The organism is Gemmobacter sp. LW-1 (assembly GCF_001303875.1).
Taxonomy (GTDB): Bacteria; Pseudomonadota; Alphaproteobacteria; order Rhodobacterales; family Rhodobacteraceae; genus Gemmobacter; species Gemmobacter caeni.
Genome location: NZ_LJSC01000043.1, coordinates 144,470 through 167,054 on the forward strand (window position 1 = coordinate 144,470; position 22,585 = coordinate 167,054).

Annotated in this window: 22 protein-coding genes; 14 read left to right on the forward strand and 8 right to left on the reverse strand. The window is 63.6% G+C overall.

All coding sequences use genetic code 11. The features are described 5' to 3' along the window. Nucleotides 1-10: 10 nt before the first annotated feature. Genes AO684_RS11940 through AO684_RS11960 form a run of 5 tightly spaced genes read right to left on the reverse strand, consistent with a single transcriptional unit; the run spans nucleotide 11 to nucleotide 5,508 of the window. Nucleotides 11-616 carry a histidine phosphatase family protein gene (locus AO684_RS11940; protein WP_054302969.1) on the reverse strand — a complete coding sequence of 202 codons (606 nt, stop codon included), beginning with the start codon at nucleotides 614-616 and terminating at the stop codon, nucleotides 11-13. After that, nucleotides 616-1,713 (reverse strand): ABC transporter ATP-binding protein, encoded by a 1,098-nt coding sequence (locus tag AO684_RS11945; protein ID WP_054302970.1) that lies wholly within the window; start codon nucleotides 1,711-1,713, stop codon nucleotides 616-618. The genes AO684_RS11940 and AO684_RS11945 overlap by 1 nt, the downstream gene beginning before the upstream one ends. Before the next feature lie 5 nt (nucleotides 1,714-1,718). Continuing rightward, nucleotides 1,719-3,461: an iron ABC transporter permease gene (locus tag AO684_RS11950; RefSeq protein ID WP_082400925.1), complete on the reverse strand. Its 1,743-nt coding sequence runs from the start codon at nucleotides 3,459-3,461 to the stop codon at nucleotides 1,719-1,721. Between the two features lie 57 nt (nucleotides 3,462-3,518). After that, nucleotides 3,519-4,637, reverse strand: coding sequence for an ABC transporter substrate-binding protein (locus AO684_RS11955; RefSeq protein WP_082400927.1), 1,119 nt, complete (start codon nucleotides 4,635-4,637; stop codon nucleotides 3,519-3,521). Between the two features lie 34 nt (nucleotides 4,638-4,671). Then, a complete protein-coding gene (locus AO684_RS11960; protein ID WP_082400947.1) occupies nucleotides 4,672-5,508 on the reverse strand; it encodes a MurR/RpiR family transcriptional regulator in 837 nt (278 codons plus the stop codon). Nucleotides 5,509-5,827: 319 nt separating this feature from the next. On the opposite strand from AO684_RS11960, the gene AO684_RS11965 reads away from it, so the two are divergent. Genes AO684_RS11965 through AO684_RS12000 form a run of 8 tightly spaced genes read left to right on the forward strand, consistent with a single transcriptional unit; the run spans nucleotide 5,828 to nucleotide 14,053 of the window. Beyond that, a complete protein-coding gene (locus AO684_RS11965; RefSeq protein WP_054302972.1) occupies nucleotides 5,828-6,517 on the forward strand; it encodes a GntR family transcriptional regulator in 690 nt (229 codons plus the stop codon). A 43-nt stretch (nucleotides 6,518-6,560) separates the two neighbouring features. Beyond that, the gene (locus AO684_RS11970) at nucleotides 6,561-7,535 is read left to right on the forward strand and encodes a TRAP transporter substrate-binding protein (RefSeq protein WP_054303046.1); all 975 of its coding nucleotides are present in this window, start codon (nucleotides 6,561-6,563) and stop codon (nucleotides 7,533-7,535) included. Between the two features lie 52 nt (nucleotides 7,536-7,587). Then, the gene (locus AO684_RS11975; RefSeq protein ID WP_054302973.1) at nucleotides 7,588-8,088 is read left to right on the forward strand and encodes a TRAP transporter small permease; all 501 of its coding nucleotides are present in this window, start codon (nucleotides 7,588-7,590) and stop codon (nucleotides 8,086-8,088) included. Beyond that, nucleotides 8,088-9,365, forward strand: coding sequence for a TRAP transporter large permease (locus AO684_RS11980; protein WP_054302974.1), 1,278 nt, complete (start codon nucleotides 8,088-8,090; stop codon nucleotides 9,363-9,365). The genes AO684_RS11975 and AO684_RS11980 overlap by 1 nt, the downstream gene beginning before the upstream one ends. A gap of 8 nt (nucleotides 9,366-9,373) precedes the next feature. Then, nucleotides 9,374-10,441, forward strand: a complete 1,068-nt coding sequence (locus AO684_RS11985) for an L-idonate 5-dehydrogenase (protein WP_054302975.1) — start codon at nucleotides 9,374-9,376, stop codon at nucleotides 10,439-10,441. A 32-nt stretch (nucleotides 10,442-10,473) separates the two neighbouring features. After that, nucleotides 10,474-11,706 (forward strand): mannonate dehydratase, encoded by a 1,233-nt coding sequence (gene uxuA, locus AO684_RS11990; protein ID WP_054302976.1) that lies wholly within the window; start codon nucleotides 10,474-10,476, stop codon nucleotides 11,704-11,706. After that, on the forward strand, nucleotides 11,703-13,172 hold the full coding sequence (locus AO684_RS11995; protein WP_054302977.1) for a mannitol dehydrogenase family protein: 1,470 nt from the start codon (nucleotides 11,703-11,705) through the stop codon (nucleotides 13,170-13,172). The genes uxuA and AO684_RS11995 overlap by 4 nt, the downstream gene beginning before the upstream one ends. Before the next feature lie 2 nt (nucleotides 13,173-13,174). Beyond that, nucleotides 13,175-14,053 (forward strand): sugar kinase, encoded by an 879-nt coding sequence (locus AO684_RS12000; protein WP_054302978.1) that lies wholly within the window; start codon nucleotides 13,175-13,177, stop codon nucleotides 14,051-14,053. Between the two features lie 119 nt (nucleotides 14,054-14,172). Here AO684_RS12000 and AO684_RS12005 read toward each other — a convergent pair whose 3' ends face one another. Continuing rightward, nucleotides 14,173-14,892, reverse strand: coding sequence for a LysE family translocator (locus AO684_RS12005; protein ID WP_235451276.1), 720 nt, complete (start codon nucleotides 14,890-14,892; stop codon nucleotides 14,173-14,175). Here AO684_RS12005 and AO684_RS22285 point away from each other — a divergent pair, their 5' ends adjacent. Next, nucleotides 14,893-15,789 (forward strand): LysR family transcriptional regulator, encoded by an 897-nt coding sequence (locus AO684_RS22285; RefSeq protein WP_082400929.1) that lies wholly within the window; start codon nucleotides 14,893-14,895, stop codon nucleotides 15,787-15,789. Between the two features lie 104 nt (nucleotides 15,790-15,893). Here the strand turns inward: AO684_RS22285 and AO684_RS12015 are convergent, their stop codons facing one another. Together AO684_RS12015 and AO684_RS12020 are read right to left on the reverse strand one after the other, a co-directional pair. Next, on the reverse strand, nucleotides 15,894-16,604 hold the full coding sequence (locus AO684_RS12015; protein WP_054302980.1) for an aspartate/glutamate racemase family protein: 711 nt from the start codon (nucleotides 16,602-16,604) through the stop codon (nucleotides 15,894-15,896). Between the two features lie 136 nt (nucleotides 16,605-16,740). Further along, a complete protein-coding gene (locus AO684_RS12020) occupies nucleotides 16,741-17,682 on the reverse strand; it encodes a LysR family transcriptional regulator (RefSeq protein ID WP_054302981.1) in 942 nt (313 codons plus the stop codon). A gap of 304 nt (nucleotides 17,683-17,986) precedes the next feature. Here AO684_RS12020 and AO684_RS12025 point away from each other — a divergent pair, with 304 nt between their 5' ends. The 5 genes from AO684_RS12025 (at nucleotide 17,987) to AO684_RS12045 (ending at nucleotide 22,573) form a co-directional block, all read left to right on the forward strand. After that, on the forward strand, nucleotides 17,987-18,382 hold the full coding sequence (locus tag AO684_RS12025) for a RidA family protein (RefSeq protein WP_054303047.1): 396 nt from the start codon (nucleotides 17,987-17,989) through the stop codon (nucleotides 18,380-18,382). A gap of 10 nt (nucleotides 18,383-18,392) precedes the next feature. Further along, a complete protein-coding gene (locus AO684_RS12030; protein WP_054302982.1) occupies nucleotides 18,393-18,869 on the forward strand; it encodes a VOC family protein in 477 nt (158 codons plus the stop codon). A gap of 108 nt (nucleotides 18,870-18,977) precedes the next feature. Further along, nucleotides 18,978-20,435, forward strand: coding sequence for a Na+/H+ antiporter NhaC family protein (locus AO684_RS12035; protein ID WP_054302983.1), 1,458 nt, complete (start codon nucleotides 18,978-18,980; stop codon nucleotides 20,433-20,435). A 33-nt stretch (nucleotides 20,436-20,468) separates the two neighbouring features. After that, entirely contained in the window at nucleotides 20,469-21,398 is a 930-nt protein-coding gene (locus AO684_RS12040) for a dihydrodipicolinate synthase family protein (RefSeq protein ID WP_054302984.1), read from the forward strand. Continuing rightward, nucleotides 21,398-22,573, forward strand: coding sequence for an FAD-binding oxidoreductase (locus tag AO684_RS12045; protein WP_054302985.1), 1,176 nt, complete (start codon nucleotides 21,398-21,400; stop codon nucleotides 22,571-22,573). Before AO684_RS12040 ends, AO684_RS12045 begins: the two co-directional genes overlap by 1 nt. The last annotated feature ends 12 nt before the right edge of the window (nucleotides 22,574-22,585 follow it).

Consider the following 22,585-nt stretch of genomic DNA (forward strand, 5'->3'; position numbering starts at 1 on the left):
CAGGGCCCTTTCAGTCTGCGACGGAAAGATCCGGCACCACTGCGCCGATATTGTAGCCCTCCAACTGGGCGGTTTCCCAGACGCCGGGCGTGAAGCTGAGGATGGTGCCGGTGCCGGGCGTCACCGGGATCACCCGCGCGGGTGGCATCTGTAAAAAGGCGTCCAGCGCGGCGCGGATCACGCCACCATGCACCACCGCCAGCAGGTCGCCGGAACCCGCGGCGAGCCAGTGGCGCAGGCCCCCTGCCACCCGGTCGCGGAACACGGCCCAAGGCTCGCTGCCTTCGGGGCTGTAGGTGCCCGCGCGCCAGGCGTGATACAGTTCGGCGTCGGCGGCGATCAGATCAGGCTTCGTACGCCCGGTCCAGCTGCCCATGTCCCACTCCCGCAGGCGCGCGTCGCTGGGACAGTCGCCATGGCCGATCAGTTCAGCGGTCTGCCGGGTGCGTCCCAAATCCGACGACACCACCCGCGCCGGTTTCAGCGCCCGCACGAAGGCGCTGAAACGGCGGGCCTGTTCGATCCCGCGTTCGGACAGGTCGGAGTTGTCCTGTCCCTGCAGCCGGGATTGGGCATTCCATGTGGTTTCGCCATGGCGCATCAGGATAAGGCGCATCATTCGATCCTTTCGCCGGTCGCGGCAAAGACGGCGTCCGGCGCGCCGGTAAGTGCAAGTTCAATCAGATCCCCCGGACGGGCATCGGGAAAATCATCAACAATCGCCGACAGTCGCAGCGCGCCCGTCGCTGCGGTCACCATAACCTTGCCCGCCATGGGGGCCGCCTCGGAAAATTCTGCCGTCAAGATGGGCCGCCCGGGCGCGCGACCGATGGTGATTTGCTCTGCCCGATAGAACAGCTGCACCGCGTCATGGCTTCCGGCCAGCGCTGCCGGCGCCAGTGGCACCCCGGCATGGACAAGCATGTCGCCCTCACGCTTGGCAGGCAGCAGATTTCCGGGGGGTGTCCCGAGGAAGGTGGCGACAAAGGTGGTGGCCGGTCGTGCCAGCAGGTCACGCGGCGGGCCAAACTGTTCGACCCGGCCCTGGTTCATCACCGCCACATGGGTGGCCATCGTCATGGCCTCCACCTGATCATGCGTCACATAGACCGAGGTGGCGCCCGTCGCCCGGTGAATCCGCATCAGCTCGCTGCGCATCTCGATCCTGAGCTTTGCATCCAGATTGGACAGCGGCTCGTCGAACAGCAGGATCGAGGGTTTCGGGGCCAGTGTGCGGGCAATGGCGACCCGTTGCTGCTGCCCGCCCGAGATTTCCGCCGGATAGCGGTCGCGCAGGGCGGCGATGCCCAGCAATCCCAGCACCTCGTCAATCCGTGCCTCGCGCGCGGCCCTGTCCCAGCCGGCCACCTTCAGAGGCCAGCCGATATTGCCCGCCACCGTCATATGCGGCCAGAGCGCATAGGATTGGAACACCAGACCCGCATTCCGCATCCTTGGATCGGCAACCACACCGCCCGTTCCCGAAGAAACGACCTGCCCCATGAAGGCAATCTCGCCGCCGGTCGGTTCATCCAGCCCGGCCAGCATGCGCAGAAGGGTGGATTTTCCGCAGCCTGACGGGCCAACCAGCACAAGGAAAGACCCCGGCGGGACCGAAAGCGAAAGATCGGGAATGGCCGTAAAGTCGCCGAAGCGTTTCACGAGATTGGTGATGCGGATCGCATCCTTTGCTTCGTTCGGGACAGAAGCCATGAAAGTCACTCCTTCCATTTCTGCACGCGCGCCTGAAGGGCCTGCGCGACAAGCGAGGCCGTCAGACAGATCACGAGGATCAGAACGGTGATGGCATTGGCAAATTGCATGAACCCTTCGGCGGCATAGCGGTAGGCGACCATCGAAAGGACAGGAGAGGTGGCGCTGAACAGCAGGACGACCAGCGACAGGTCGCGCACCATCTTGACGAAGACGAGAATGGCGCCCGCCAGAAGCCCCCGGATTGCCAGCGGCACGACGATGGCCCACATCCGCCGCAAGGGACCGGCGCCGGTGAGCCGGGCACTTTCCTCAAGATCGGTGGAAATCTGACCCAGCACAGATCGCCCGGACTGCACCGCATAGGGCAGGTTATGCGCGGCGGCAGCCATGACCAGCAGCGTAAAGCTGCCGTAAAGCGAAGGCAGCGGCCCGATAGGTGCGCCAAACAGGGCGATATAGGCTGCGGCGAAGGCAATCGAGGGGATCAGCAGCGGCAGAAAGGCCAGCTGCGACAGGATATTGGCCAGCACGGTCCCCTTGTTGCGGGTAATCGTATGGGCCAGCGCCAACCCCAGAAGCATCGTGATCAGTGCCACCACCACGCCCAGCTTCAGCGTGTTCAGCAGTGCGCCGATCAGCACAGGATTGCGAAAGATGCCCGCCGTACCCTGCGCGATCTGGCCGCCCCCCTCGCCAAGCCAGAAATGCAGCGTCCAGTTTGAAAACAGCGCCCCGGTCTGCGTCGCAAGGCTGGAGGCGACCAGAACCACCACCGGCACGATCGTGGTCAGGATGGCAAGCCCAAAGCCCGCCACAAACAGCGGCCAGCGCCATTTTCCCAGAGGAAAGCGCCGGGTGCGCCCGCCCTTCCCGGTCACGGTCACAAAGGCACGCCGCCCTGAAACCAGCCGGTCCGACAGAAACAGGAAGATGCCGGAAACAGCAATCAGCAAGAGCGCCAGCACGAAGCCGCGCTCCGCCTGACCAATCTCGATCATGCCGAAAAGCCGGGTTGAAAGTGTCTGCATCCGCACCGGCAGGCCCAGCAGCGCAGGCGCGGCGAAGTTCGCCACCGCACCCGCGAGTGTCAGCGAGGCCGCCGAAACCAGCGCCGGCGTCACCACCGGAAGCACGATGCCGAAGAAGATGCGCGGACGGCGGGCGCCGGTCATCTGCGCAGCCTCGACCAGGTCTGCGCCGACCGAAGACAGCGCGGCGGCGATGATGGTGAAGGCCAGCGAATAGTAATGCGCGATCAGCACGATCAGCACCGGCACGATGCCCCAGGCCAGCCAGTCGGGAATGATGAAGCCGTTCGCCTCGAAAAAGCCCGGTGATCCGCCCATGCGCCCGTTGCGAAACAATGTGCCCCAGGCCAGCGCCGCCGCAAAGCTCGGGATCATGAAGGGCAATGTGTGCAGCACCCCAAGGATGCGACGGCCCGGCACATCGGTCATCACCACCAGCCAGGCGGTGAAGCCCCCCAGCAGCAGACAGCCCGCCGAAACGCCCAAACCCAGGATCAGGGTGTTCATCAACGGGCGCCACCACAGGTTCGGCGACATCGGGCTGGCAAGTATCGCCCCCCAGGCTTCGACCCCGGCGGGGCTCAGGGTGGCCAGAAGGATGCGCAGCAGCGGGGCAAGCACCAGAACGCCGACGATCAGGATCATCAGCAGCGGTGCGAGTCTGCGCGCGGTCAGAAACCGGCGCCAACCGGGCGCGGCAAGCTCGGGCATTGACATGAGGAAAATCTCCGGCGGACGGCGGGCGCAGCCTGTCGCGGCTGCGCCACACCCGTATCATTGCAGGGTGATGATCAGATCGGCGATGCGGGCGCGGTGTTCCGCCACGGCCTCGGTATTGATGGTCCATGCCTTCAGATCTTCCAGCGGCACGGAATCCGGGTCATCGGCAATGGTCGTGCGGGTCGCATAGTCGCCCGGAACGTTGAAGGGCGCAAAGGCCGGGCCCCCGTCTGCGGTGTCATCGCCAAACATGAAGTCGATCAGCAGCCGCGCCGCGGCCGGACTGGGCGCCTTGTCCGCCACCGCCAGCACCGCCGGGAACAGGATGCCATTTGCAGGCTCAACATCGTTGGCAACCTGCAATGCCCAGCCTTCCTCTTCATTGTCGCGGCGGTCGGAATAGGTGCCAAAGGCGACCGGCGGGTCCTTGGCATCCCGCGTCCCGACGGCCTTGTTCAGATCGTCACTGTTCGAGACCAGAACCAGATCGTTGAGAAAGAGATTGCGGATGAATTGCTCTCCCGCGCCCGACAGATCATCGTCGATCACGATATCGCTGCCGAACTGGGCCTTGTACGCCGCCGCCATCTCGTCGGGATGGAGCGCAATCTCGGTCAGAAGGTCCAGCAATTCGCCGCGCTGCGTCGGATCGACCATCATCACCTTCCCTGACCATTCGGGCAGGGTCAGTTGCCAGAGATTGGTGACCGGGCTTCCGTCGGGATAGGCCTGCTCGTTATACATGAGCACCTTGGTCGACAGCCGGTGCACCAGAAGCGGCGCCTTGAAACGATCCTCGATCTGGTCCGCCAGCCTTGGCGGCACATAGGTATGGATGCGTCCGGGCGCCAGCAGGTCACGCAACGCAACCGGCGCATCGGCGATATAAAGCACGTCCACCGCATACACCCCGGCCTGCTGTTCCGCCACAACGCGCGCAATCTGCTTGGCGGAGCTGAGATCCAGCCCGATCAGATCAACCCCCGGATAGGTCGCCTCAAAGGCCTTCTCCACCCGTGCGATGCGGCTGGACAACGAAAAGACGGTCACCGTCTTTTCCTCTTTGGCCCGATCATAAAGTTCTGCGGTCGACATCGCATCCAGATCCTGCGCCGCAGCCAAAGCAGGGACGCAGGCCACCGCGAGAAGCGCGGCCTTCAGGCTCTTCCACATTGTGTCTTCTCTCCTCCCAGAGATGGCAACGCCGTCAGGCGAAGCGGTCGAACAGATCGGCCAGGTCCTCAAGTTTGGTGACGATCTGCGGCTCATGCCGACCGGCAATGGTCAGCAGAATGGCGTTGACGATGGTCATGGGGACGATCGGGGTCTGGAACTCCGTGCCCGACCGCCCCCTCGGCGCCGCCAGCAGATGTTCGGCAGGCGGGGTCATGGTTGGACCCGCCAGATCCGAAATCAGCAGGGTGCGCGCTCCCACCTGCGCGGCGTGGCCCATGATCGCCGCGTAGTCTGTCGGTTGCTTGCGAAACGCCAGAACCAGAACCAGATCATCCTGCCCAAGGCTGGTCAGCCGCTCCGCAATGTCGCGGCCGCGGCCGGTCAGCATCACCGTCGTCATGGCGAAACGATCCAGCCGCCGTTGCAAGAAGGCGGATACGGCGGTTGCATGGCCCTGTGCGAAGATGAACACCCGCCGCGCCGCAAAGATCATGTCCGATGCGGTATCGACATCGCGCTGGTCGATGCTGCGGGCAAGCTGTTCCAGCGCGGAGATTTCGCTTTGCACCAGATCAGCCAGATAGCTGCCATCGGCCACTTTCGACACCGACCGGCGCATCCGCGCCGCCGCATCCTGCCCTTCCATCACTTCGCGCTGCAATTGCGCGCGCAGCTCCGGGTAGCCGCTGAAGCCCAGCTTCTGCGCCAGCCGCGTCGCCGTCGTTTCATGCACCTGCGCCCGCTCGGCCAGTTGGGCCGCTGACAGGAACACCGCCTCCGCCTGCTGACCCAGCAAGACCTCGATGACCTTCCTGTCTGCTGCGGTCAGTTTCTGGGATGTGTGCTGAATACGGCTGAGCAGGGTCATCGGCGGCATATCCTGTTAGTGTTCCATCAAGCATCATGCAGGATATCCTGCGAGTCAACAATTTTATGCAGGATATCCAGAAGTCCTCTCAGCAGCCATCGGCGCAGCCCCTTACCTGTCAACTCCAAGCACCTGACCAGCGTCAGCTTCCGATACGACGAGGCCGGCTGCCACCAGTGAAGCCGTTTGCAGCCACCAAATGCCTTGGTCGGAAACCACAAAGGACTTCCTCGCCCGTCTGAAGATTTGCTTCCAGAACCATACCGGGCATTTACTTGTATGGTAGTATGGTGTATCGAATCCCCAAGGGGGAACTGTCATGTCTGACCGGAAACGCGAAATCGTCGCCCTTCAGCCAGTCCGCATCAGTGTGGTGGACCAGCTTCACGCCGCCCTGCGCATGGCGATCATCGGCAACGACTTGTCGCCCGGCACCCGGATTTCCGAATCCGAGGTCGCGCAGCAATACGGCATCAGTCGCCAACCCGTGCGCGAGGCCTTCATCACGCTCGCGAATGAAGGGCTGCTGGATATCCGCCCGCAGCGCGGCTCTTTCGTAGCCAAGATCTCGCTCGCGGCGGTGCTGGATGCCCGCTTCGTGCGCGAGGCCGTAGAGGCCGATATCGTGAAGCTTCTGGCGGACACACCCGATCCCGCGCTGATCGCGGATCTGCGGGGCCAGCTGGCCCGACAGCAGGAGCTGATTGGCGGCTCCGCCCGCGACTTCATGGAGGCGGATGAAATCTTCCACCGCACCCTGGCCGAAGGGGCGGACAAGGGTAATGCCTGGCGTGTGCTGGTCGAGATGAAGGCGCAGATGGACCGCGTCCGCTTTCTGTCCAGCATGCATTTTTCCGTTGCGCGCCTGATCGAACAGCACCGCGCCATTGTCGATGCCATAGCGGGCGGTGACAGGCCCGCCGCCGAGACGCAGATGCGCCAGCACCTGCAAGGCATCCTGTCCGACCTGCCGGTGATCAAGCAGGAACGCCCCGAATATTTTCTTTGATCACGGCATCTGCCGCGATCACATCATCCTGGAGGAGGAAATGATGTTTGTCACAAAGCTGACCCGCCTTGCCGCGGGCTGTGCGCTGGCCGTACTGATGGGCACTTCGGCAATGGCCGCCGAAGTCACGCTCAAACTGGGACACCTCGCCAACGAGGAGAACATCTGGCACAAGGCCGCGCTGAAATTCGCCGAAGAGGTTGCCGCCCTGACCGAGGGCCGCGTCGAGGTCGTTGTCTACCCGAACGAGACGCTGGGCAAGGAAATCGACGTCATCAACGGTATGCAGCTTGGCACTGCCGACATGACGATCACCGGCGAAAGCCTTCAGAACTGGGCACCGAAAGCCGCGCTTCTGGCACTGCCCTATGCCTACAAATCGCTTGAACACATGGACCGTGTCGCGTCGGGCGAGATCGGTGATGCGATCGAGGCCGAGATCATCGCGAATGCCGGCATCCGCCCGCTGACCTACTTCGCCCGTGGTCCGCGCAACCTGTCGGCCAACCGCGAGATTACCTCGCCCGATCAGCTGAACGGGTTCAAGCTGCGTGTGCCGAACGTGCCGATTTTCGTGGCCGCCTGGCAGGCGCTTGGCGCAAATCCGACGCCGATGGCCTTCTCCGAGGTCTTCACCTCGCTTCAGAACGGCACCATCGAAGGGCAGGAAAACCCGCTGGCGCTGTTCAAGTCCGGTGGCTTCTACGAGGTGCAGAAGGTCGTCAACAAGACCGAGCATGTGCGTTCGTGGATCTACCTGACCATCGCGGAAAGCAGCTGGGACAAGCTGTCGGAAGCCGATCAGGCCGCCGTTCAGGAGGCTGCAAACCGCACCCAGGCCTTCGAGCGCGAACTGTTCCTTGCGGATGAACAGGCGCTGGTCACGGATCTGGAATCGAAGGGCGTCAAGTTCGTCGAGGTCGATCAGGCCGCCTTTGCCGCCAGGGCCAAAGATGCCGTCATCGCGGCGGTTCCCGAAGATATCCGCCCTCTGGCCGAGCAGATCTTCAACAACTGACAATGCGACGGGATCTGCCGTTTCACGCGGCAGGTCCCTTGCGGAGGCATCCATGACACATGCTTTCAAGTGGCTGGAGGGACTGTGCCGCCTCCTGATCCTCGCGGCGTTCCTAGTCCTTTCGGGTTCGGTTCTGTTGCAGGTCTTTGCGCGCACCTTCCTTTCGACAGCGCCGGTCTGGACCGAAGAGCTGACGCGGTTCTGCCTGATCTACATTGGCGCCCTCGGGGCGGGACTGGCGCTGCGCAGCGGTGATATGGTGAACGTGGACCTGCTGTGCGAAAATCTGCCCGGTCACGGCCCGCGCCTGCTGCGGCTGCTGTCGGCCGTTCTGACGGCGGGTTTCGCGCTGACGCTGTTGCCCGCGGCCTGGGCCTATACGGTTGTCGGACAACGCCAGACCGCCCCGTCGCTTGGCTGGCGCATGGATTTCATCCACATCTCGATGCTTGTGCTGTTCCTGACGCTCGCGCTTTGGGCGCTGGTGCGCGTGTTCGAGATGCTGACCGGCCGACATGACGGCCGCCCGATCCCGAATTCGGAGGAACTGTGATGGGTCTGACCCTGCTGCTGGGCGTCTTTGTGCTGGGCCTTGCCATCGGCCTGCCCGTTGCGGTGACGCTGGGGCTGTCCTCGATGGCCTATCTGCTGTTCGCCGACATCCCGCTCGTGGTCATTCCGCAGAAGATGTATGCGGGAATGGACAGTTTCGTTCTGCTGTGCATTCCGGGCTTCATCCTCGCCGGGAATCTGATGAATTCGGGCGGGATCACTGAACGGATCATCCGCTTCGCCAATGCGCTGGTTGGCTGGATGCGCGGCGGGCTGGCGCAGGCCAATATCGCCGCCTCGATGCTGTTCGGCGGCATTTCCGGCACGGCGGTGGCCGATGTGGCCTCGGTCGGCGGCATGATGATCCCCGGCATGAAGAAAGCAGGCTATCCCGGCGATTTCTCGGCGGCGGTCACGGCGGCTTCGTCCACCGTGGGGCCGATGATCCCGCCCAGCGTTCCGATGATCATTGTCGGATCGCTGTCCGGCCTGTCGGTCGGCAAGCTGTTTCTTGCCGGGGCCGTTCCCGGCCTGCTGATGGGCTTTGCGATGATGATCACCACCTATTTCATCGCGAAGAAAAAGAACTTCCCGCGTGAACCCTGGCAGGGCCTGCGGGAGCTGTTCACCTCGTTCACCGGCGCGATATGGGCCATTGCGATGACCGGGCTCATCGTTGGCGGGCTGCTGATCGGCGTGACCACACCCACCGAAACTGCCGTGGTCGCCTGCCTTTACGCGGCGCTCGTCGGGCTGTTCATCTACCGGGAATTGCCGGTGGCCCGCATCCCGAAGATCATCATCGACAGCGCGGTCAGTTCGGCGGGTATTCTGGTTCTGGTCGGCACGGCGAATGTCTTCGGCTGGATTCTGGTATCAGAGCGGATTCCGCAGATGCTTGCAGATGCCGTTCTTTCGGTCACCGATAACAAATTCCTCGTGATCCTGCTGATCAACCTGCTGCTGCTGTTCGTCGGCATGTTCATGGAAACCATCGCCGCGCTGATCATCCTGTTCGTGCCGCTTCAGGCTTTGGCCATGGCGGTGGGGATTGACCCGCTGCATTTCGCCTGCTTTGCGGTGCTGAACCTGATGATCGGGCTGACCACGCCGCCCGTCGGGGTCTGCCTCTTCGTTGCCTCGAACATCGCACGGCTGCCGCTGTCGCCGGTGATCCGCGCCATCACCCCCTATATCGTGACCAACATCGCAGTGCTGCTGCTGGTCAGCTACTGGGCGCCGCTGGCGACCTGGCTTCCGAAACTGCTGATGCCCTGAGGCAAGACATGACCCAGACAGAAAACCGCATCGTGCGTCTTTACGGTCAGGATGACCTGCGCGTTGAAACCGAGCCGACCGCCCAGCCCGGACCGGGCCAAGTGCGCGTCTCGGTGCTGGCCGGGGGTATCTGCGGCTCGGACCTGCATTACTGGCTGGAGGGCGGGATCGGCACCATCCGCGTGCGCGAGCCGATCATCCTCGGCCATGAGGCCGCCGGGCGGATCGAGACTCTGGGCGCCGGTGTCACCGGGCTGGAGGTCGGGCAACTGGTTGCGATGAACCCTTCGCATCCCTGCGGTTTATGCGACTTCTGCCAGCAGGGGCTGACGATCCATTGCACCGCGATGAAGTTCAAGGGTTCGGCCATGTATCTGCCGCATCAGCAGGGCATGTTCCGCGACCTGATGGTGATCGACGCCGCGCAATGCCATGTGCTGCCCGATGGCACCGATCCGGGGGCAGCCGCCTGTGCAGAACCGCTCGCCGTCTGCCTGCATGCCGCGAACCGCGGCGAGAGTGTGGCGGGCAGTCTGGCGGGCAAGGTTGTGCTGGTTACCGGGGCCGGGCCGATCGGCGCGCTGTGTGTTGCAGTTGCTCGGGCACGCGGCGCGGCCGAAATCGTGGTGACCGACATTCAGGATACCACGCTTGCGGTGGCCCTGCGGATGGGGGCCGACCATGCGGTCAACACCCTGAAAACCCCGGACGGCCTGGCTCCCTGGCAGGCGGGCAAGGGCCGGGTCGATCTGGTCTTTGAATGTTCGGCTGCGGCCCCGGCGATCCGCGATGCGATCACCTGCCTGCGCCCGCGTGGCACCATGGTGCAGGTCGGTGTGGCCGGGCCGACCCCGATGCCGCTGAATGTGATGGTGGGCAAGGAAATCCTGTTCATCGGCTCGCAGCGGTTTGATGCCGAGTTTGCGGATGCCGTGGCGCTGATCGGCTCTGGCCGGATCGACCCGCGCCCGATGATCACCGGCACCTATCCGGTGACAGAAGCGCTTGACGCCTTCGATACCGCCCGTGACCGCGCCCGTGCGGTCAAGGTCCAGATCTCGTTCGCCGGCGCCTGAGCGCGCGGCTTTTCCAGACAGAAAGACACCCCATGAGACAGACCTGGCGCTGGTTCGGCCCGAAAGATCTGGTTTCCATCGACGACATGTTGCAGGCCGGTGTGGAAGGCGTTGTCACCGCGCTGCACCACATTCCGACCGGCGCGGTCTGGTCGCCCGGTGAAATCGCGGCCCGGCAGGACATGCTGGCGGTGATGCAGGATGGCGGCCCCTCGGGCCTGAAATGGGAGGTGGTCGAAAGCCTGCCCGTTTCCGAAGATATCAAGCGCCAGTCCGGCGACTGGAAAACCCATATCGCCAACTGGAAAACCTCGATGCGGAACCTGCGCGCCGCAGGGATCGAGGTGATCTGCTACAACTTCATGCCGATCCTCGACTGGACGCGCACCGATCTGGCCCATCGCCTGTCGAATGGCGCGACCTGCATGCGGTTCGACGCCATCGACTTTGCTGCCTTCGATCTGTTCCTGTTGCAGCGCAGGGGCGCCGCAGACAGCTATACGCCCGAGGTGACCGAAGCCGCGCGGGCGCGCTTTGCCGACATGACCGAGGCCCGCAAGACCGGGTTGGCCGGAAATGTGGTATTCGGCCTGCCCGGCGCAGCCGAGCGCATGTCGATGGAGGATGTGAAATCCCATCTGGCCCGCTACGACAGCATTCCCGCAGACCGGCTGCGCGGGCATCTGGTCGATTTCCTTGCCGAAGTCGCGCCGCTGGCCGAAGAGATCGGGATGCGGCTGTGCTGCCATCCTGACGATCCGCCTTTCCCGCTGCTTGGCCTGCCCCGCATCATGTCCACCGAAGCCGATTACCGCGCTGTGATGGAAGCGGTGGACATTCCGGCAAATGGCATCACGCTCTGCACCGGATCGCTGGGCGCGCGGGCCGACAATGACCTGCCCGGCATGATGCAGCGCCTGGGCGACCGCGTGCATTTCCTGCATCTGCGTAACGTGGCACTGGAAGAACGCCACCTGGGCGGGTCGTTCCACGAGGCGGCGCATCTGGAGGGCAATACCGATATGGTGGCCATGATCGCCGCCGTTCTGGCCGAGGAGGCCCGCCGCAAGGCCGCTGGTCGCGCCGACTGGCAGATCCCGATGCGGCCCGATCACGGGCAGGACATTCTGGACGATCTGAAGCGCAAGGCACAGCCCGGCTATCCCGCGATCGGTCGGCTGAAGGGTCTGGCAGAACTGCGCGGCATCATGATCGCCCTGTCCCATCCCATGCTGTCTCAGCCCGCCACGAGTACCCAGGCATGACCCGGCTTTCGGCGCGATCTGAGCCACAGGGGGCTGCGGCATGGCCGGAATACCGGCCAGAGGATCATGCCCCCGGCATCGTGCATCTTGGCCTTGGCAATTTCGCCCGTGCCCACCTTCTCGCCTATACCGACCGGGCACTGGCCTTGCAGCGTGGCGACTGGCGCGTCACCGGGGTCTCGCTGCGCGGCACCTCGGTCGCGGAGGGTCTGATGCCGCAGGATGGCCGCTATACGCTGATCACCCGCGGAGCCGAAGTATCGGCCCGCGTGATCGGAGCGCTGACGACGGTGCTGTCCGGGCCGGATGTCGGGGCGCAGGCCCTGGCCGCCATGGCTGCGCCGGGCTGCCGGATTGTCAGCCTCACCGTAACCGAAAAGGGCTATGGCATCACCAGCGCCGGGACGCTTGATCCTGATCATCCCGCAGTGCGGGCAGATCTGGCCCGCCCGGATGCGCCGACGGGGGTCATCGGGCTGATCACCGCCGCGCTGGCCGCGCGGCGCGCGGCGTCGGTGCCGCCCTTCACCGTGCTCTCCTGTGATAACCTTTCGCATAATGGTGCAAAGCTGCGTGGGGCAGTGCTGGATTTCGCCCGCCGCGCCCACGGTTCAGATCTTGCCGATTGGATCGCCGCCGGGGTGCGCTTTCCCGCTACGATGGTCGACCGCATCACCCCTGCGCCAACCCCGGAAACCACAGAAACCGCCCTGCGCCTGACCGGCTGTCAGGATCTGGCGGCGGTCGAGACGGAGCCCTTCTCGCAATGGGTGATCGAGGATGATTTCAGCGCGGGCCGCCCCGCATGGGAACAGACCGGAGTCCTGTTCGTGCAGGATGTCGCCCCCTATGAACAGATGAAACTGCGCATGCTGAACGGGGCGCATTCGATGCTGGCCTACAGTGGTCAGCTGGCCGGGCGGGCCTATGTGCGCGATGTGATGGCCGATCCCACCCATGCCACACTGGTGCGCGCGCATCTGGCAGCAGCAGCAGCCACCGTGCAGGGGCTTTCGCTGGATCTCGCAGCCTATGCCACGGCGCTGGCGGAGCGGTTCAGCAACCCGGCCATCGCCCATGCGACCGCACAGATCGCCATGGACGGCACGCAGAAACTGCCGCAGCGCGTGACCGCCCCCGCAATCGAAGCGCTGGAGGCAGGTACGCCTGTCCGTCCCTTCGCCTTCGCGCTGGCATCCTGGCTGGCCTGGCTCGCCCGTCGCGATGCTGCGGGCAAGCTGGTGCCTGTGGACGATCCGAAGGCCGGGGCACTGGCGGCCGCAATCGGACGCCATACCGCAGCTTCAGACATCCTTTCGGCCGTTGCCGGGGTCTGCCCCGATATCCTGCCCCCGAAGCTGAGCAGCGGCCCCTTCGGCATGGCGCTGCGCGAATTGCTGGGCATGATCCTGACCGAAGGAATGCAGGCGGTGATCGCCCGCGAAGCCCTGGCGCAGGAGGGTTGACCATGCGATTTCTGGCAATTGGCGAGGCCATGCTGGAACTGTCCGAGCAATCCCCGCTCTGGGCGCTGAATGTTGCCGGAGACACGTTCAATACGGCCTGGCATGTGAAACGCCTGCTGGGCGATACGGCCGAGGTCGAATATCTGAGCGTGCTCGGTACAGATCCTTTCTCGGACCGGATTGCACGCTTCATGGCGGCTTCGGGCATCGGAACGCGCTTTCTGCGCCGGGACGCGGGGCGTGGACCGGGGCTTTACGCGATCTCGCTGCAAGATGGCGAACGCAGTTTCACATATTGGCGCGACCGCTCCGCAGCCCGGCTGTTGGCTGATGATCCTGAGCACCTCGCTGCGGCGTTGGACTGGGCCGGGACCATCTATTTCAGCGGCATCACCCTTGCTATCCTGACACCGGAGGCGCGCGCGCGCCTGCTGAGCGCACTTGAAACCGCGCATGCCGCCGGGCGGCGGCTGATCTTCGATCCGAACCTGCGCCCCCGGCTGTGGGAAGATGCACCAACCATGCGCGCGACGATTACCCGCGCCGCCGGGCTGGCCGATGTACTTTTGCCCAGCTTCGAGGATGAAGCCCAGCATTTCGGCGATGCTGACCTTGCCGCCTGCGCCCGTCGCTACGGCGCGGATGCCGGGCGCGACGTGGTGGTGAAGAACGGCGGTCAGGACGTATTGCTGGCGGTCGACGGGGCCCGGACGCTCTGGCCGCTGGACACCGTGACCCCGGTCGACACCACTGGCGCCGGGGATGCCTTCAACGCAGGCTGGATCGCCGCCCGACATCGCGGTCTCGACGCAGACGCCAGCCTTGCCGCCGCACATGATCTGGCCCGGCATGTAGTGTCGATTCAGGGGGCTCTTGGCTGAGCCATGGCCGCCTGCCCCTGACAACGAATGGGGCATACGCGCGCGGTCCCCCGGAACCTGCATCCTGCCGGCGCCACCGCTGGCAGGATGCGCCTGCCGGCGTTGCAGCCGCTGGCCAGTCACACAGCTGTTCTGGCCAGATCAGTCGCGGCCAGTGCGATGGCAAAGCCGATCAGCAATACACCGAAAATCCGGTCAATCCAGGGGCGCAGACGCAGGATGCGCTGTTGAACGGATGGCGCGCCGAAGAACAGGCTGACAGTCGAAAACCACACCACATGGGCGAAAGAGATGAACAGCCCATAGCCGATCCGCGTTGCCAGCGGAGTTTCCGCCTGAATGACCTGCATGAACAGGCTGACAATGAAGATTGTCGTCTTGGGGTTCAGAGCATTCGTCAGAAAGCCGATCCGAAAGGCCGCAAGATCAGAGAGGGCTGTTTCGCTTGCTGAAACTGCCCCCTCTGCCTTATGGCTGAGCAGCATCTGCCATCCCAGCCACGCGAGATAGGCCGCTCCGGCCAGCTTCAGAACATCGAAGAGGGTCGGTGTTTCCCGAATGAGCACGCCGATGCCGAGCAGCGTGTAGCTGACATGCACCAGCACCCCCGCACCAATTCCAAGCGCCGTCACGAGGCCCGCCCGGCGGGAAAGCGTCAGGGAATTACGCGACACCATGGCAAAATCCGGCCCCGGACTGATAACAGCAAAGAGGGTTATGGTGATCACGGCGAACCATTCGGCCATATGCGTATCCTTTCGGTTTTCCGGTTGGGTAACGCGGCCGCGGCCATCTGAAAAACGATGACTTCTGACAATATCTGTGAAGATAAATAACATATGAGACAGTCAGTCACCTCGCTCCCCGCCCTCGCCTGCTTCCGGGTCGCCGCCGAACTGGAAAGCTTCAGTAAGGCCGCCGACCGGCTTAATCTTACGCATGGCGCCGTCAGCCGCGCAGTGCGATTGCTTGAGGATGACCTGGGCGTCCCGTTGTTCGATCGTCGCAATCGTGCTGTTTTTCTGACCGATACCGGGCGCAGGCTGGCAGAGGTGGTGACGCGGGGCCTGGCGGACATTGAGGACGAGGTGCAGCGCATCAGGACCAGACACGCCGATGCCCCCGTCACAGTGTCCTGCGAACCGACGCTGATGATGCGCTGGCTTATCCCGCGAATGCCCCGGTTTCATGCGGCACATCCGTCATCAGAGATTCGCCTGCTGGCCGGTGGCGGGCCGGTATTGCTTGGATCAGGCATCGACCTAGCGATCCGCCGCAATGATTTCACATGGCCGGAAAACCATTTCGCACAACATCTGTTCAACGAACGGATTGGCCCGGTCTGCCGCCCTGACAAGGCGGCAATCTACTTTGATCATGGCCGGCTCCGGGCGGATGCGAAGGTGCTGCATACGCGCACGCGGTCGTCGGCTTGGCAGACATGGGCGGAAGTTTTCGACCAGCCCTGCCCCACCGGCGCAGGACAGGACTTTGAGCATTTCTATTTCAGCCTGCAAGCTGCCGTCGCAGGCATCGGCGTGGCCATCGGGCCCTGGCATCTGGTAGAAAACGACATCAGGGATGGGCTTCTCGTGGCGCCGCAAGGGTTTCGCGAGGACGGGAGCGCCTATTTCCTGCTATCGGCCCATGCGCCGAAAAGCGGCTCTGTCTCCGGGGCGTTCACGGACTGGTTGCAACTGCAGGCGTGTGACAGAGGCGAGATGCCGATTCCATGATCTGACGCGCGAATGGCCGGAAGACCTACGCGCGCGAAGCACCCCGCCCTGACAGGATACAGAGGAAAAGGGGCAGACGCAGCAGTGCGCGTCGCAACGCGCCGTCAGGAAATTCGGGCGCCGGTCTCTTGCCGGATATCCGCGAGGGAAATCCTGCCCGTCGCCAGATCGGCCAGCATTGCGACATGCACTTCAAGAGCATCAATAACCGGAAAGCCCGGATCACGGCCATCGAACGCGAGCAGGAGGTCGGTTCCCGCCAAAGCCACGGCTTCGGCCCCTTGCTCCATCATTTTCCGGCCTGCATCGAAAAGCAGCTTGCGGGTGGCCTCGTCGCACCGGCCTCCGACGGCCATGTCCTGATAAGCCTTGCCCACTGGTTCGAGGTTCTCAGGCAGCAGAACTCCGGTGCGCACCATCTGACCGAAAAGCTTCGTGCGCATGGCTCTTGCGGTTCCCAGAAGCCCGACCTGCGAGTATCCTTTCCCGGCACAGTAAAGATCCAATGGCGTCACGGCTGAAAGCAGAGGCAAAGGGCTGAGGGCGCGTGTTTCTTCCCAGCAGAAAAGCGGGCCGATGGCGGTGATGCTTGCAAAATCAGCACCTGCCGCCCTGAGCCGGTGCAGCAGCGCGGCAAATATCTCTGCCTGTTCCTGTGCCCGACCGGCAAGGTTATTGGCCAGAACCTTACGAATATTCGCTTCAACCATCGTCAGTTCAAGCCGGCACCCGCGATCAGCCGCGATCTGGTTCAAACGTTGATAGTAAACCACCGTCGCGGCAGGCCCCAGCCCGGTAATCAAGCCGACATGCATGGCGCGCTCCCCTCAGGACCACCTGACGCCGTTATATACACTGCAACACCCTGCCGCACCACTGCGTTGCACTGATCGCGCCGACAGAGGCCGGACGGACCCGACCAGAATCATTCGCGAGGCCGCCAGCGCTGGGTCAGGAAGCCGCCGGCTCCTTACCATCCGTCGGCGCATAGAGTGCCGTCGGCGCCAGCCGTTTGCGCATCTGTTCGGTCAGGGCCATCACCTGCGGCGAAAGAATCCGGTTTCTGCGTGTTATCAGGTGCACATAGACCGATTGCATGGCGGACGACACGATCCTTACGGCGACCAGCTGACCGTTCGAAAGCTCGGACCTGACGCTGAATTCAGGCAGGACCGTCACCGCCCGGCGTGCGCAGGCGCTGCGGATCAGGACCGGGATCGAGTTGGAGACCAGCACCGGCGAAACAAGCTGACCACTATCCGCTGCCGCCAGGTCGATCATCTGGCGGATTCGGAACGCCTGCCCCATCAGGGCCAGCGGCTCGGCGCAAAGCTCGGCGATAGAAATGCTGGAGCGATCCGCAAGTGGATGCGCGGCATGCATGATTGCCTTCAGCGGAACCGCCGCACGAAACCGCGACACGACCTGTGGATGCGACAGCGGGTGGAAACCAAGCCCGAAATGCACCTCATCCTCCAGCAGAAGCCGCACCATTTCGGTCGTGTCGGTGACGCTGAGAGACAGGGTAAAGCCCGGATAACCATCCATGAACTCGTCCAGCGTGCGATAGAGCGCTTCACCCAGAAAGCCTTCGCCGATGGCGAATTTGACATGCCCGGTCCGCGCCGCCGACAGGTCACGCAACTGGGCATTCAGCATCTCAAGGCTGCTGTGCCGGTTCCGGTAATATTCAAGCACAGCATGGCCTGCTTCGGTCAGAACGATTTCGCGGCGTCCGTGCTCGATCAGGGTGCTGCCGATCTCTCGTTCAAGCTGGGCGATCTGGCGGCTGATCGAGGATGGCGCCATCTCAAGGATTTCGCTGGCCTGACGCATCGAACCGCTGCGCCACGCCTCGTAAAGGAAGTGAATCCGCCGGTCATTGATCTGCATGCCGCCTCCTGCTGCGCCGGTCTTCGCCCCGCGCGAACAGGCGCGCGCCACCATCCGCAAGGTGCAGGACAGGCCGGGTGAAGATCATGAGTCACCGATATTTGCGGTATCCATTTGTCATCAATGCAAATTTGTTGCGTTTATTGCAATCTAAAATAGATAAACGTCGCATTGACTGCAACATGTTTTGAGCATGAAATGTATCAAGTCGCTGAATTTTCTGACCCTGCGGGCAAGATTGCCCCGCAAGATCGGCAAACACCGCGGCCAAGAACAGCAAGAACATTCCAACAGCGAGGACGACATGGAAACGCGAGAAATCAATCCCTGGTCTTGGCAAGAAGGCTTCGGCTTTGCCCATGGCCGCGAGGTCAGCGGGGCGACCCGCATCCTGACCCTCTCGGGCCAGTGTGCCACCGACGCCACCGGCGCGCCGCAGCACAAGGGCGACATGGCGGCGCAACTGGCCCTTTGCGTGGCCAATCTCGGTGAGGTCCTGGCGGCTGCCGGGATGACCTATGCCAATGTCACGGGCATCCGGGTACTGACGACCGACATGGATGCAACACTGGCCAACTGGGGCGCTCTGATCGGGCCTTTCGCCGCGCTGGGGCACCGCCCGGCCAGCACGCTCGCCGGTGTGACCCGCCTGTTTTCGCCCGACCTTCTGGTCGAGGTCGAAGCCACCGCCTGCGCCTGAGAAGCCCGACATGATCCGTGGCATTCACCACCCCGGCATCACCACCGGCGATCTGGACCGGTCTCTGGCCTTCTATTGCGGTTTTCTGGGCTTCCGGGAGGTATCGGGTTTCGGCTGGGAGGCCGGAACCGAGATGTCCGCCTTCGCAGGCCGGATTATTGGCATTCCCGAGTCCACGGCAAGGTCGGTCCTGCTGCACGCAGGCAACGCCTTTCTGGAGGTCTTCGAATACCAGACCCCGGTCTCGACCCGCAGCGATGATCGGAGCCTGTCACAGCAGGGCTTCGCGCATCTGTGCTTCGACAGCGATGACGTGATTGCCGATCACGCGAGACTGAGTGCGGCGGGCGTCACCTTCAACACGCCCCCGACGGATGTCGGCCCCATGCGGCTGTGCTTCTGCCGCGATCCCGACGGCAATTTCGTGGAACTGCAACAGATCACCGATCCGGCCAGCGACATGGTGTTGCGGTCGGTTCAGGGCTGACAAACCGCCCTGCCAAACTGTTTCCGCAAGGGTTCCGCCGCTGGCATGATCGTGCCCACGGCGCGGGACCAGTCGTGCGACCATTTTCTGCAATGAAGGAGAGACTTCATGAGCGAACCGATCCTGCGTTTTCGCGGCGGGCTGGCCCTCGCCTTTCTGCCGCCCGTCATCTTTCTGGTGATGTGCGTCCTGTTTTTCATCGTGTTCAAGGCCTTCGACATGACCGCCCTTGCAATGGGCGGCTTTGTCTCGCTGCTGGTGGGGGCGGTCTTCGCCCGCGACTATGGCAAGTTCTGGGAGCAGGTGCTGAAAGGCATCGGCAGTGAAACCTCTGTTGCCATCGTGGTGATCCTATTTCTGGTTGGGATGATCTCGGCCATGATCAAGGCGACGGGCGTCGCCAATGGCTTTGTCTGGCTGGCCCAGGATATCGGCCTGAGCGCGGGCTATTACACCTTCTTCGTCTTTATCGCGGTCAGCGTGGTCGCCATGGCGACCGGATCGTCGATCGGCACGATGTTTACTGCTTTCCCGATCTTCTACGCCGCCGGGCTGGCAATCGGCGCGCCCCCCGCGCTGCTGGCGGGGGCAATTCTGTCGGCGGCCATTCTGGGTGACAATCTCGCGCCCATCTCGGATACCACCATCATTTCTTCCTCCAGCCAGCGATTCCGCAGCCGGTCTGCGGTCGCCGATATCGGTGGCGTCGTGCGGCACCGGGCGCGCTATGCCCTGACGGCCGCGCTGATTTCGGCCGCCCTGTTCCTGGTGATCGGCCAATCGCAGACCGCCGATACCAGCATCGTCAGCCAGTTCAGCGCCACAGCTTCGGCAATGCCGCTGTTCATGCTGATCCCGGTGGCGATCATGCTGATCGTCGCAATGATCACGCGTGACATCTTCATGGCGGTGACGGTGGGTCTTGTCCTTGGTTCGGCAACCGGACTTGCCACCGGACTCCTGACGCCCGCGATGATCGTAGGGGTCAAGGACGGTGCGCTGAGCGGCTTCCTGTACGATGGCGTGAACTCGATGCTGGGCACGGTGGCGCTGGTCCTTTCGGTCTTCGGCATCATGGGCGTGCTGCGCGGCGCGGGCGTCATGGAACTGATGGTGGACAAGATCACCTCGGGCAAACTGTCGTCGACGCCGCGTGGGGTTGAAACCGCCATTGGCCTTGGCGTCACGGCCACGACCCTGCTGTTCGGCGGCGTGAACTCGGCGGCCATGCTGACCTTCGGCCCGGTTGCCGACGAACTGGGCGCCCGTGTCGGCCTGCACCCCTATCGCCGGGCCAATGTGATGGATTGCTTCGCGCTGGGGCTGGCCTCCGTCGTGCCGGTGCTGAGCGCCTATCTGTTCATCGGCGCCCTGCTGACCTCGGGCTATGAAGCCGCCCCGGCGCTGTCGACCTTCGATCTGTTCCCGGTCACGCTCTACCCGCTGGTGCTGACCGCGATCATGATTCTGTCGGTGATCACCGGCTGGGGACGAACCTATGAGGCGAAGGACGGTTCCGCCGTCACCTCGCCGCAACCAGTCGCCGCTGGCAATCCGGCGAACTGAACCTACTCTGACTGCAAGTGAAAGGACGTCGCAATGGACCGGACAAGTGTGGACTGGACAGGATATATTCCCGCCATCACCACCCCGTTCACCCGCAAGGGCCAGCTGGACCTCGAGGCCTTTGCCGGCCAGATGGACTGGCTGAGCACGGAAAGGATGCACGGGGTGATCCTGGCCGGGACCAGCGGCGAATGGTTCAGCCTGTCGGCCGGGGAACGGGCACAGCTCTTCGAGGCCGGGGCGCCCTATCGCAAGGCCGGGCTGACGGTGATCGGCGCCTGCAATGCCTTCACGGCGCAAGAGGCAATCCTGCATGCAAGGGCGGCGGAAAAGGCGGGGCTGGATGGTATCCTGCTGACGCCGCCGCCCTATGTCGTGCCGAACCGGGCAGAGATCGTGCAATTCTACCGCTCCGTCTCGGATGCCACCGACATTCCGATGACGGTATACAACTGGCCGCGCGGGTGTATCGTGGATATGGACCCCGATCTTCTGGATGAGCTTGCGGACATTGAAAACGTGGTGGCCATCAAGAATTCCACCGGAAATTTCGCAGGCTTTCTTGCCGCAATGTACAGGGTCGAAGGGCGGGTGCGCTATTTCGGCCTGCCCACGAGCGAACTTGGCGTCGATCTGGCGCTTCTGGGGCATGGCGACGGGCTTATGGGGTCCGGCGGTGTGCTGGGAGCCGATCACCCCGATTTCTGGCGTGCGATTGCGGCGGGTGACCGCGACAGGGCAATCCGGCTTGGCGCTCGGGACCGGGTCGTCATGCAGGCCTGGTTCACACCGGATTACGGGGTGCGCTTCGGAAATCAGCAGGCGATCATGAAAACCGCCCTGCGTCTGCGCGGTGTGCGCGCCGGTTTCGTACGCGAACCGCTGCTGGAACTGACACCCCCTGAAGTGCTGCGCATCGAGCAGACGTTGCGCGCGCTCGGGATTGAGACCGTGGCAATCTGATGGATGCGCCGTTTGATGCTGTTGTGATCGGCGGGGGGCTTCTGGGCTGTGCAACAGCCTGGATGATCGCCCGCGAGGGCGGTCGCGTGCTGCTGGTCGAACGCGACCAGATCAACCAGCACGCGTCGGGCAGAAATGCGGGCAGCCTGCATTTTCAGCTGGAATACCGCATGATCGACCGTGGCATCGAAGCGGCGCGGCAGGCGGCTGAGGCCATGCCCCTTCATCTTGAGGCGGCGCGGCTTTGGGCCGCGCTGCCCCAGCTCTGCGGTGAGCCGGTCGAGGTCAGACAGACTGGCGGGCTGATGATCGCCGAGGATGCAGGGCAGGTCGCGCTGCTGGAGCAGAAGACAGAGATCGAACGCTCCTGGGGTCTGGACAACCAACTGATCGACCGCGGAGAGATCGACCGCATCGCGCCCTATCTATCGGACCGGGTGATTGCGGCAGCGCATTGCCCGCTGGAGGGCAAGGCCGATGCCCGCACCGCCGCGCCGGCACTGGCCCGTGCCGCCCTGCGGCTGGGGGCGGAAATCCGGACAGGCTGCGCGATTACCGGCCTGTCGCGGCAGGGCGGGGTCTGGCAGGTGCAGTTGCAGGGCGACACAGCCCGGACGGTGAGCGCCAGTGCAGTGGTGATCGCCGCCGGCGTCTGGACAACACAGCTGGGGCAGATGATGGGCGCGCATCTGCCGACGATCCCGCTGGCCCTGACCATGACGGTCACAATGCGCATCCCCAAACTGGTTCCCCATCTGGTGCAGCATGCCGGGGGGAAACTGTCTCTGAAACAGGCGCTTGACGGCAATATCCTGATTGGCGGCGGCTGGCCCGCGCGACTGCCGCTTTTGCCCGATGGCCAGCCCGATCTCGACACCAGGCCCGAGCTTCTCGCCTCGTCGCTTGCCGGGAATGCTGCCATGGCAATCCGGGTTCTGCCCGAACTGGGGAAGGTGCCGACGCTGCGCAGCTGGGTTGGCACCACGACGATCACACCCGACCAGTTGCCGCTGGTCGGTCCGGTGCCCGGATATCCCGGTGCCTTCGTCGCAACCGGCGGATCGGCCTTCACGCTTGGGCCCTGTTTCGCACAGGTCTTGGCCGATCTGATCGCGGGACGGCAGGCCAGCATGGATCTCACGAAATTCGACGCGGCCAGATATGGCAGGGGGTAGGACATGACAGAA

What these genes read in the sequence shown, in the direction of transcription:
- AO684_RS11940 (WP_054302969.1), bottom strand. Translation starts at nt 616, where the DNA reads ATGCGCCTTATCCTGATGCGCCATGGCGAAACCACATGGAATGCCCAA.
- AO684_RS11945 (WP_054302970.1), bottom strand. Translation starts at nt 1,713, where the DNA reads ATGGCTTCTGTCCCGAACGAAGCAAAGGATGCGATCCGCATCACCAAT.
- AO684_RS11950 (WP_082400925.1), bottom strand. Translation starts at nt 3,461, where the DNA reads ATGTCAATGCCCGAGCTTGCCGCGCCCGGTTGGCGCCGGTTTCTGACC.
- AO684_RS11955 (WP_082400927.1), bottom strand. Translation starts at nt 4,637, where the DNA reads ATGTGGAAGAGCCTGAAGGCCGCGCTTCTCGCGGTGGCCTGCGTCCCT.
- AO684_RS11960 (WP_082400947.1), bottom strand. Translation starts at nt 5,508, where the DNA reads ATGACCCTGCTCAGCCGTATTCAGCACACATCCCAGAAACTGACCGCA.
- AO684_RS11965 (WP_054302972.1), top strand. Translation starts at nt 5,828, where the DNA reads ATGTCTGACCGGAAACGCGAAATCGTCGCCCTTCAGCCAGTCCGCATC.
- AO684_RS11970 (WP_054303046.1), top strand. Translation starts at nt 6,561, where the DNA reads ATGTTTGTCACAAAGCTGACCCGCCTTGCCGCGGGCTGTGCGCTGGCC.
- AO684_RS11975 (WP_054302973.1), top strand. Translation starts at nt 7,588, where the DNA reads ATGACACATGCTTTCAAGTGGCTGGAGGGACTGTGCCGCCTCCTGATC.
- AO684_RS11980 (WP_054302974.1), top strand. Translation starts at nt 8,088, where the DNA reads ATGGGTCTGACCCTGCTGCTGGGCGTCTTTGTGCTGGGCCTTGCCATC.
- AO684_RS11985 (WP_054302975.1), top strand. Translation starts at nt 9,374, where the DNA reads ATGACCCAGACAGAAAACCGCATCGTGCGTCTTTACGGTCAGGATGAC.
- uxuA (WP_054302976.1), top strand. Translation starts at nt 10,474, where the DNA reads ATGAGACAGACCTGGCGCTGGTTCGGCCCGAAAGATCTGGTTTCCATC.
- AO684_RS11995 (WP_054302977.1), top strand. Translation starts at nt 11,703, where the DNA reads ATGACCCGGCTTTCGGCGCGATCTGAGCCACAGGGGGCTGCGGCATGG.
- AO684_RS12000 (WP_054302978.1), top strand. Translation starts at nt 13,175, where the DNA reads ATGCGATTTCTGGCAATTGGCGAGGCCATGCTGGAACTGTCCGAGCAA.
- AO684_RS12005 (WP_235451276.1), bottom strand. Translation starts at nt 14,892, where the DNA reads ATGTTATTTATCTTCACAGATATTGTCAGAAGTCATCGTTTTTCAGAT.
- AO684_RS22285 (WP_082400929.1), top strand. Translation starts at nt 14,893, where the DNA reads ATGAGACAGTCAGTCACCTCGCTCCCCGCCCTCGCCTGCTTCCGGGTC.
- AO684_RS12015 (WP_054302980.1), bottom strand. Translation starts at nt 16,604, where the DNA reads ATGCATGTCGGCTTGATTACCGGGCTGGGGCCTGCCGCGACGGTGGTT.
- AO684_RS12020 (WP_054302981.1), bottom strand. Translation starts at nt 17,682, where the DNA reads ATGCAGATCAATGACCGGCGGATTCACTTCCTTTACGAGGCGTGGCGC.
- AO684_RS12025 (WP_054303047.1), top strand. Translation starts at nt 17,987, where the DNA reads ATGGAAACGCGAGAAATCAATCCCTGGTCTTGGCAAGAAGGCTTCGGC.
- AO684_RS12030 (WP_054302982.1), top strand. Translation starts at nt 18,393, where the DNA reads ATGATCCGTGGCATTCACCACCCCGGCATCACCACCGGCGATCTGGAC.
- AO684_RS12035 (WP_054302983.1), top strand. Translation starts at nt 18,978, where the DNA reads ATGAGCGAACCGATCCTGCGTTTTCGCGGCGGGCTGGCCCTCGCCTTT.
- AO684_RS12040 (WP_054302984.1), top strand. Translation starts at nt 20,469, where the DNA reads ATGGACCGGACAAGTGTGGACTGGACAGGATATATTCCCGCCATCACC.
- AO684_RS12045 (WP_054302985.1), top strand. Translation starts at nt 21,398, where the DNA reads ATGGATGCGCCGTTTGATGCTGTTGTGATCGGCGGGGGGCTTCTGGGC.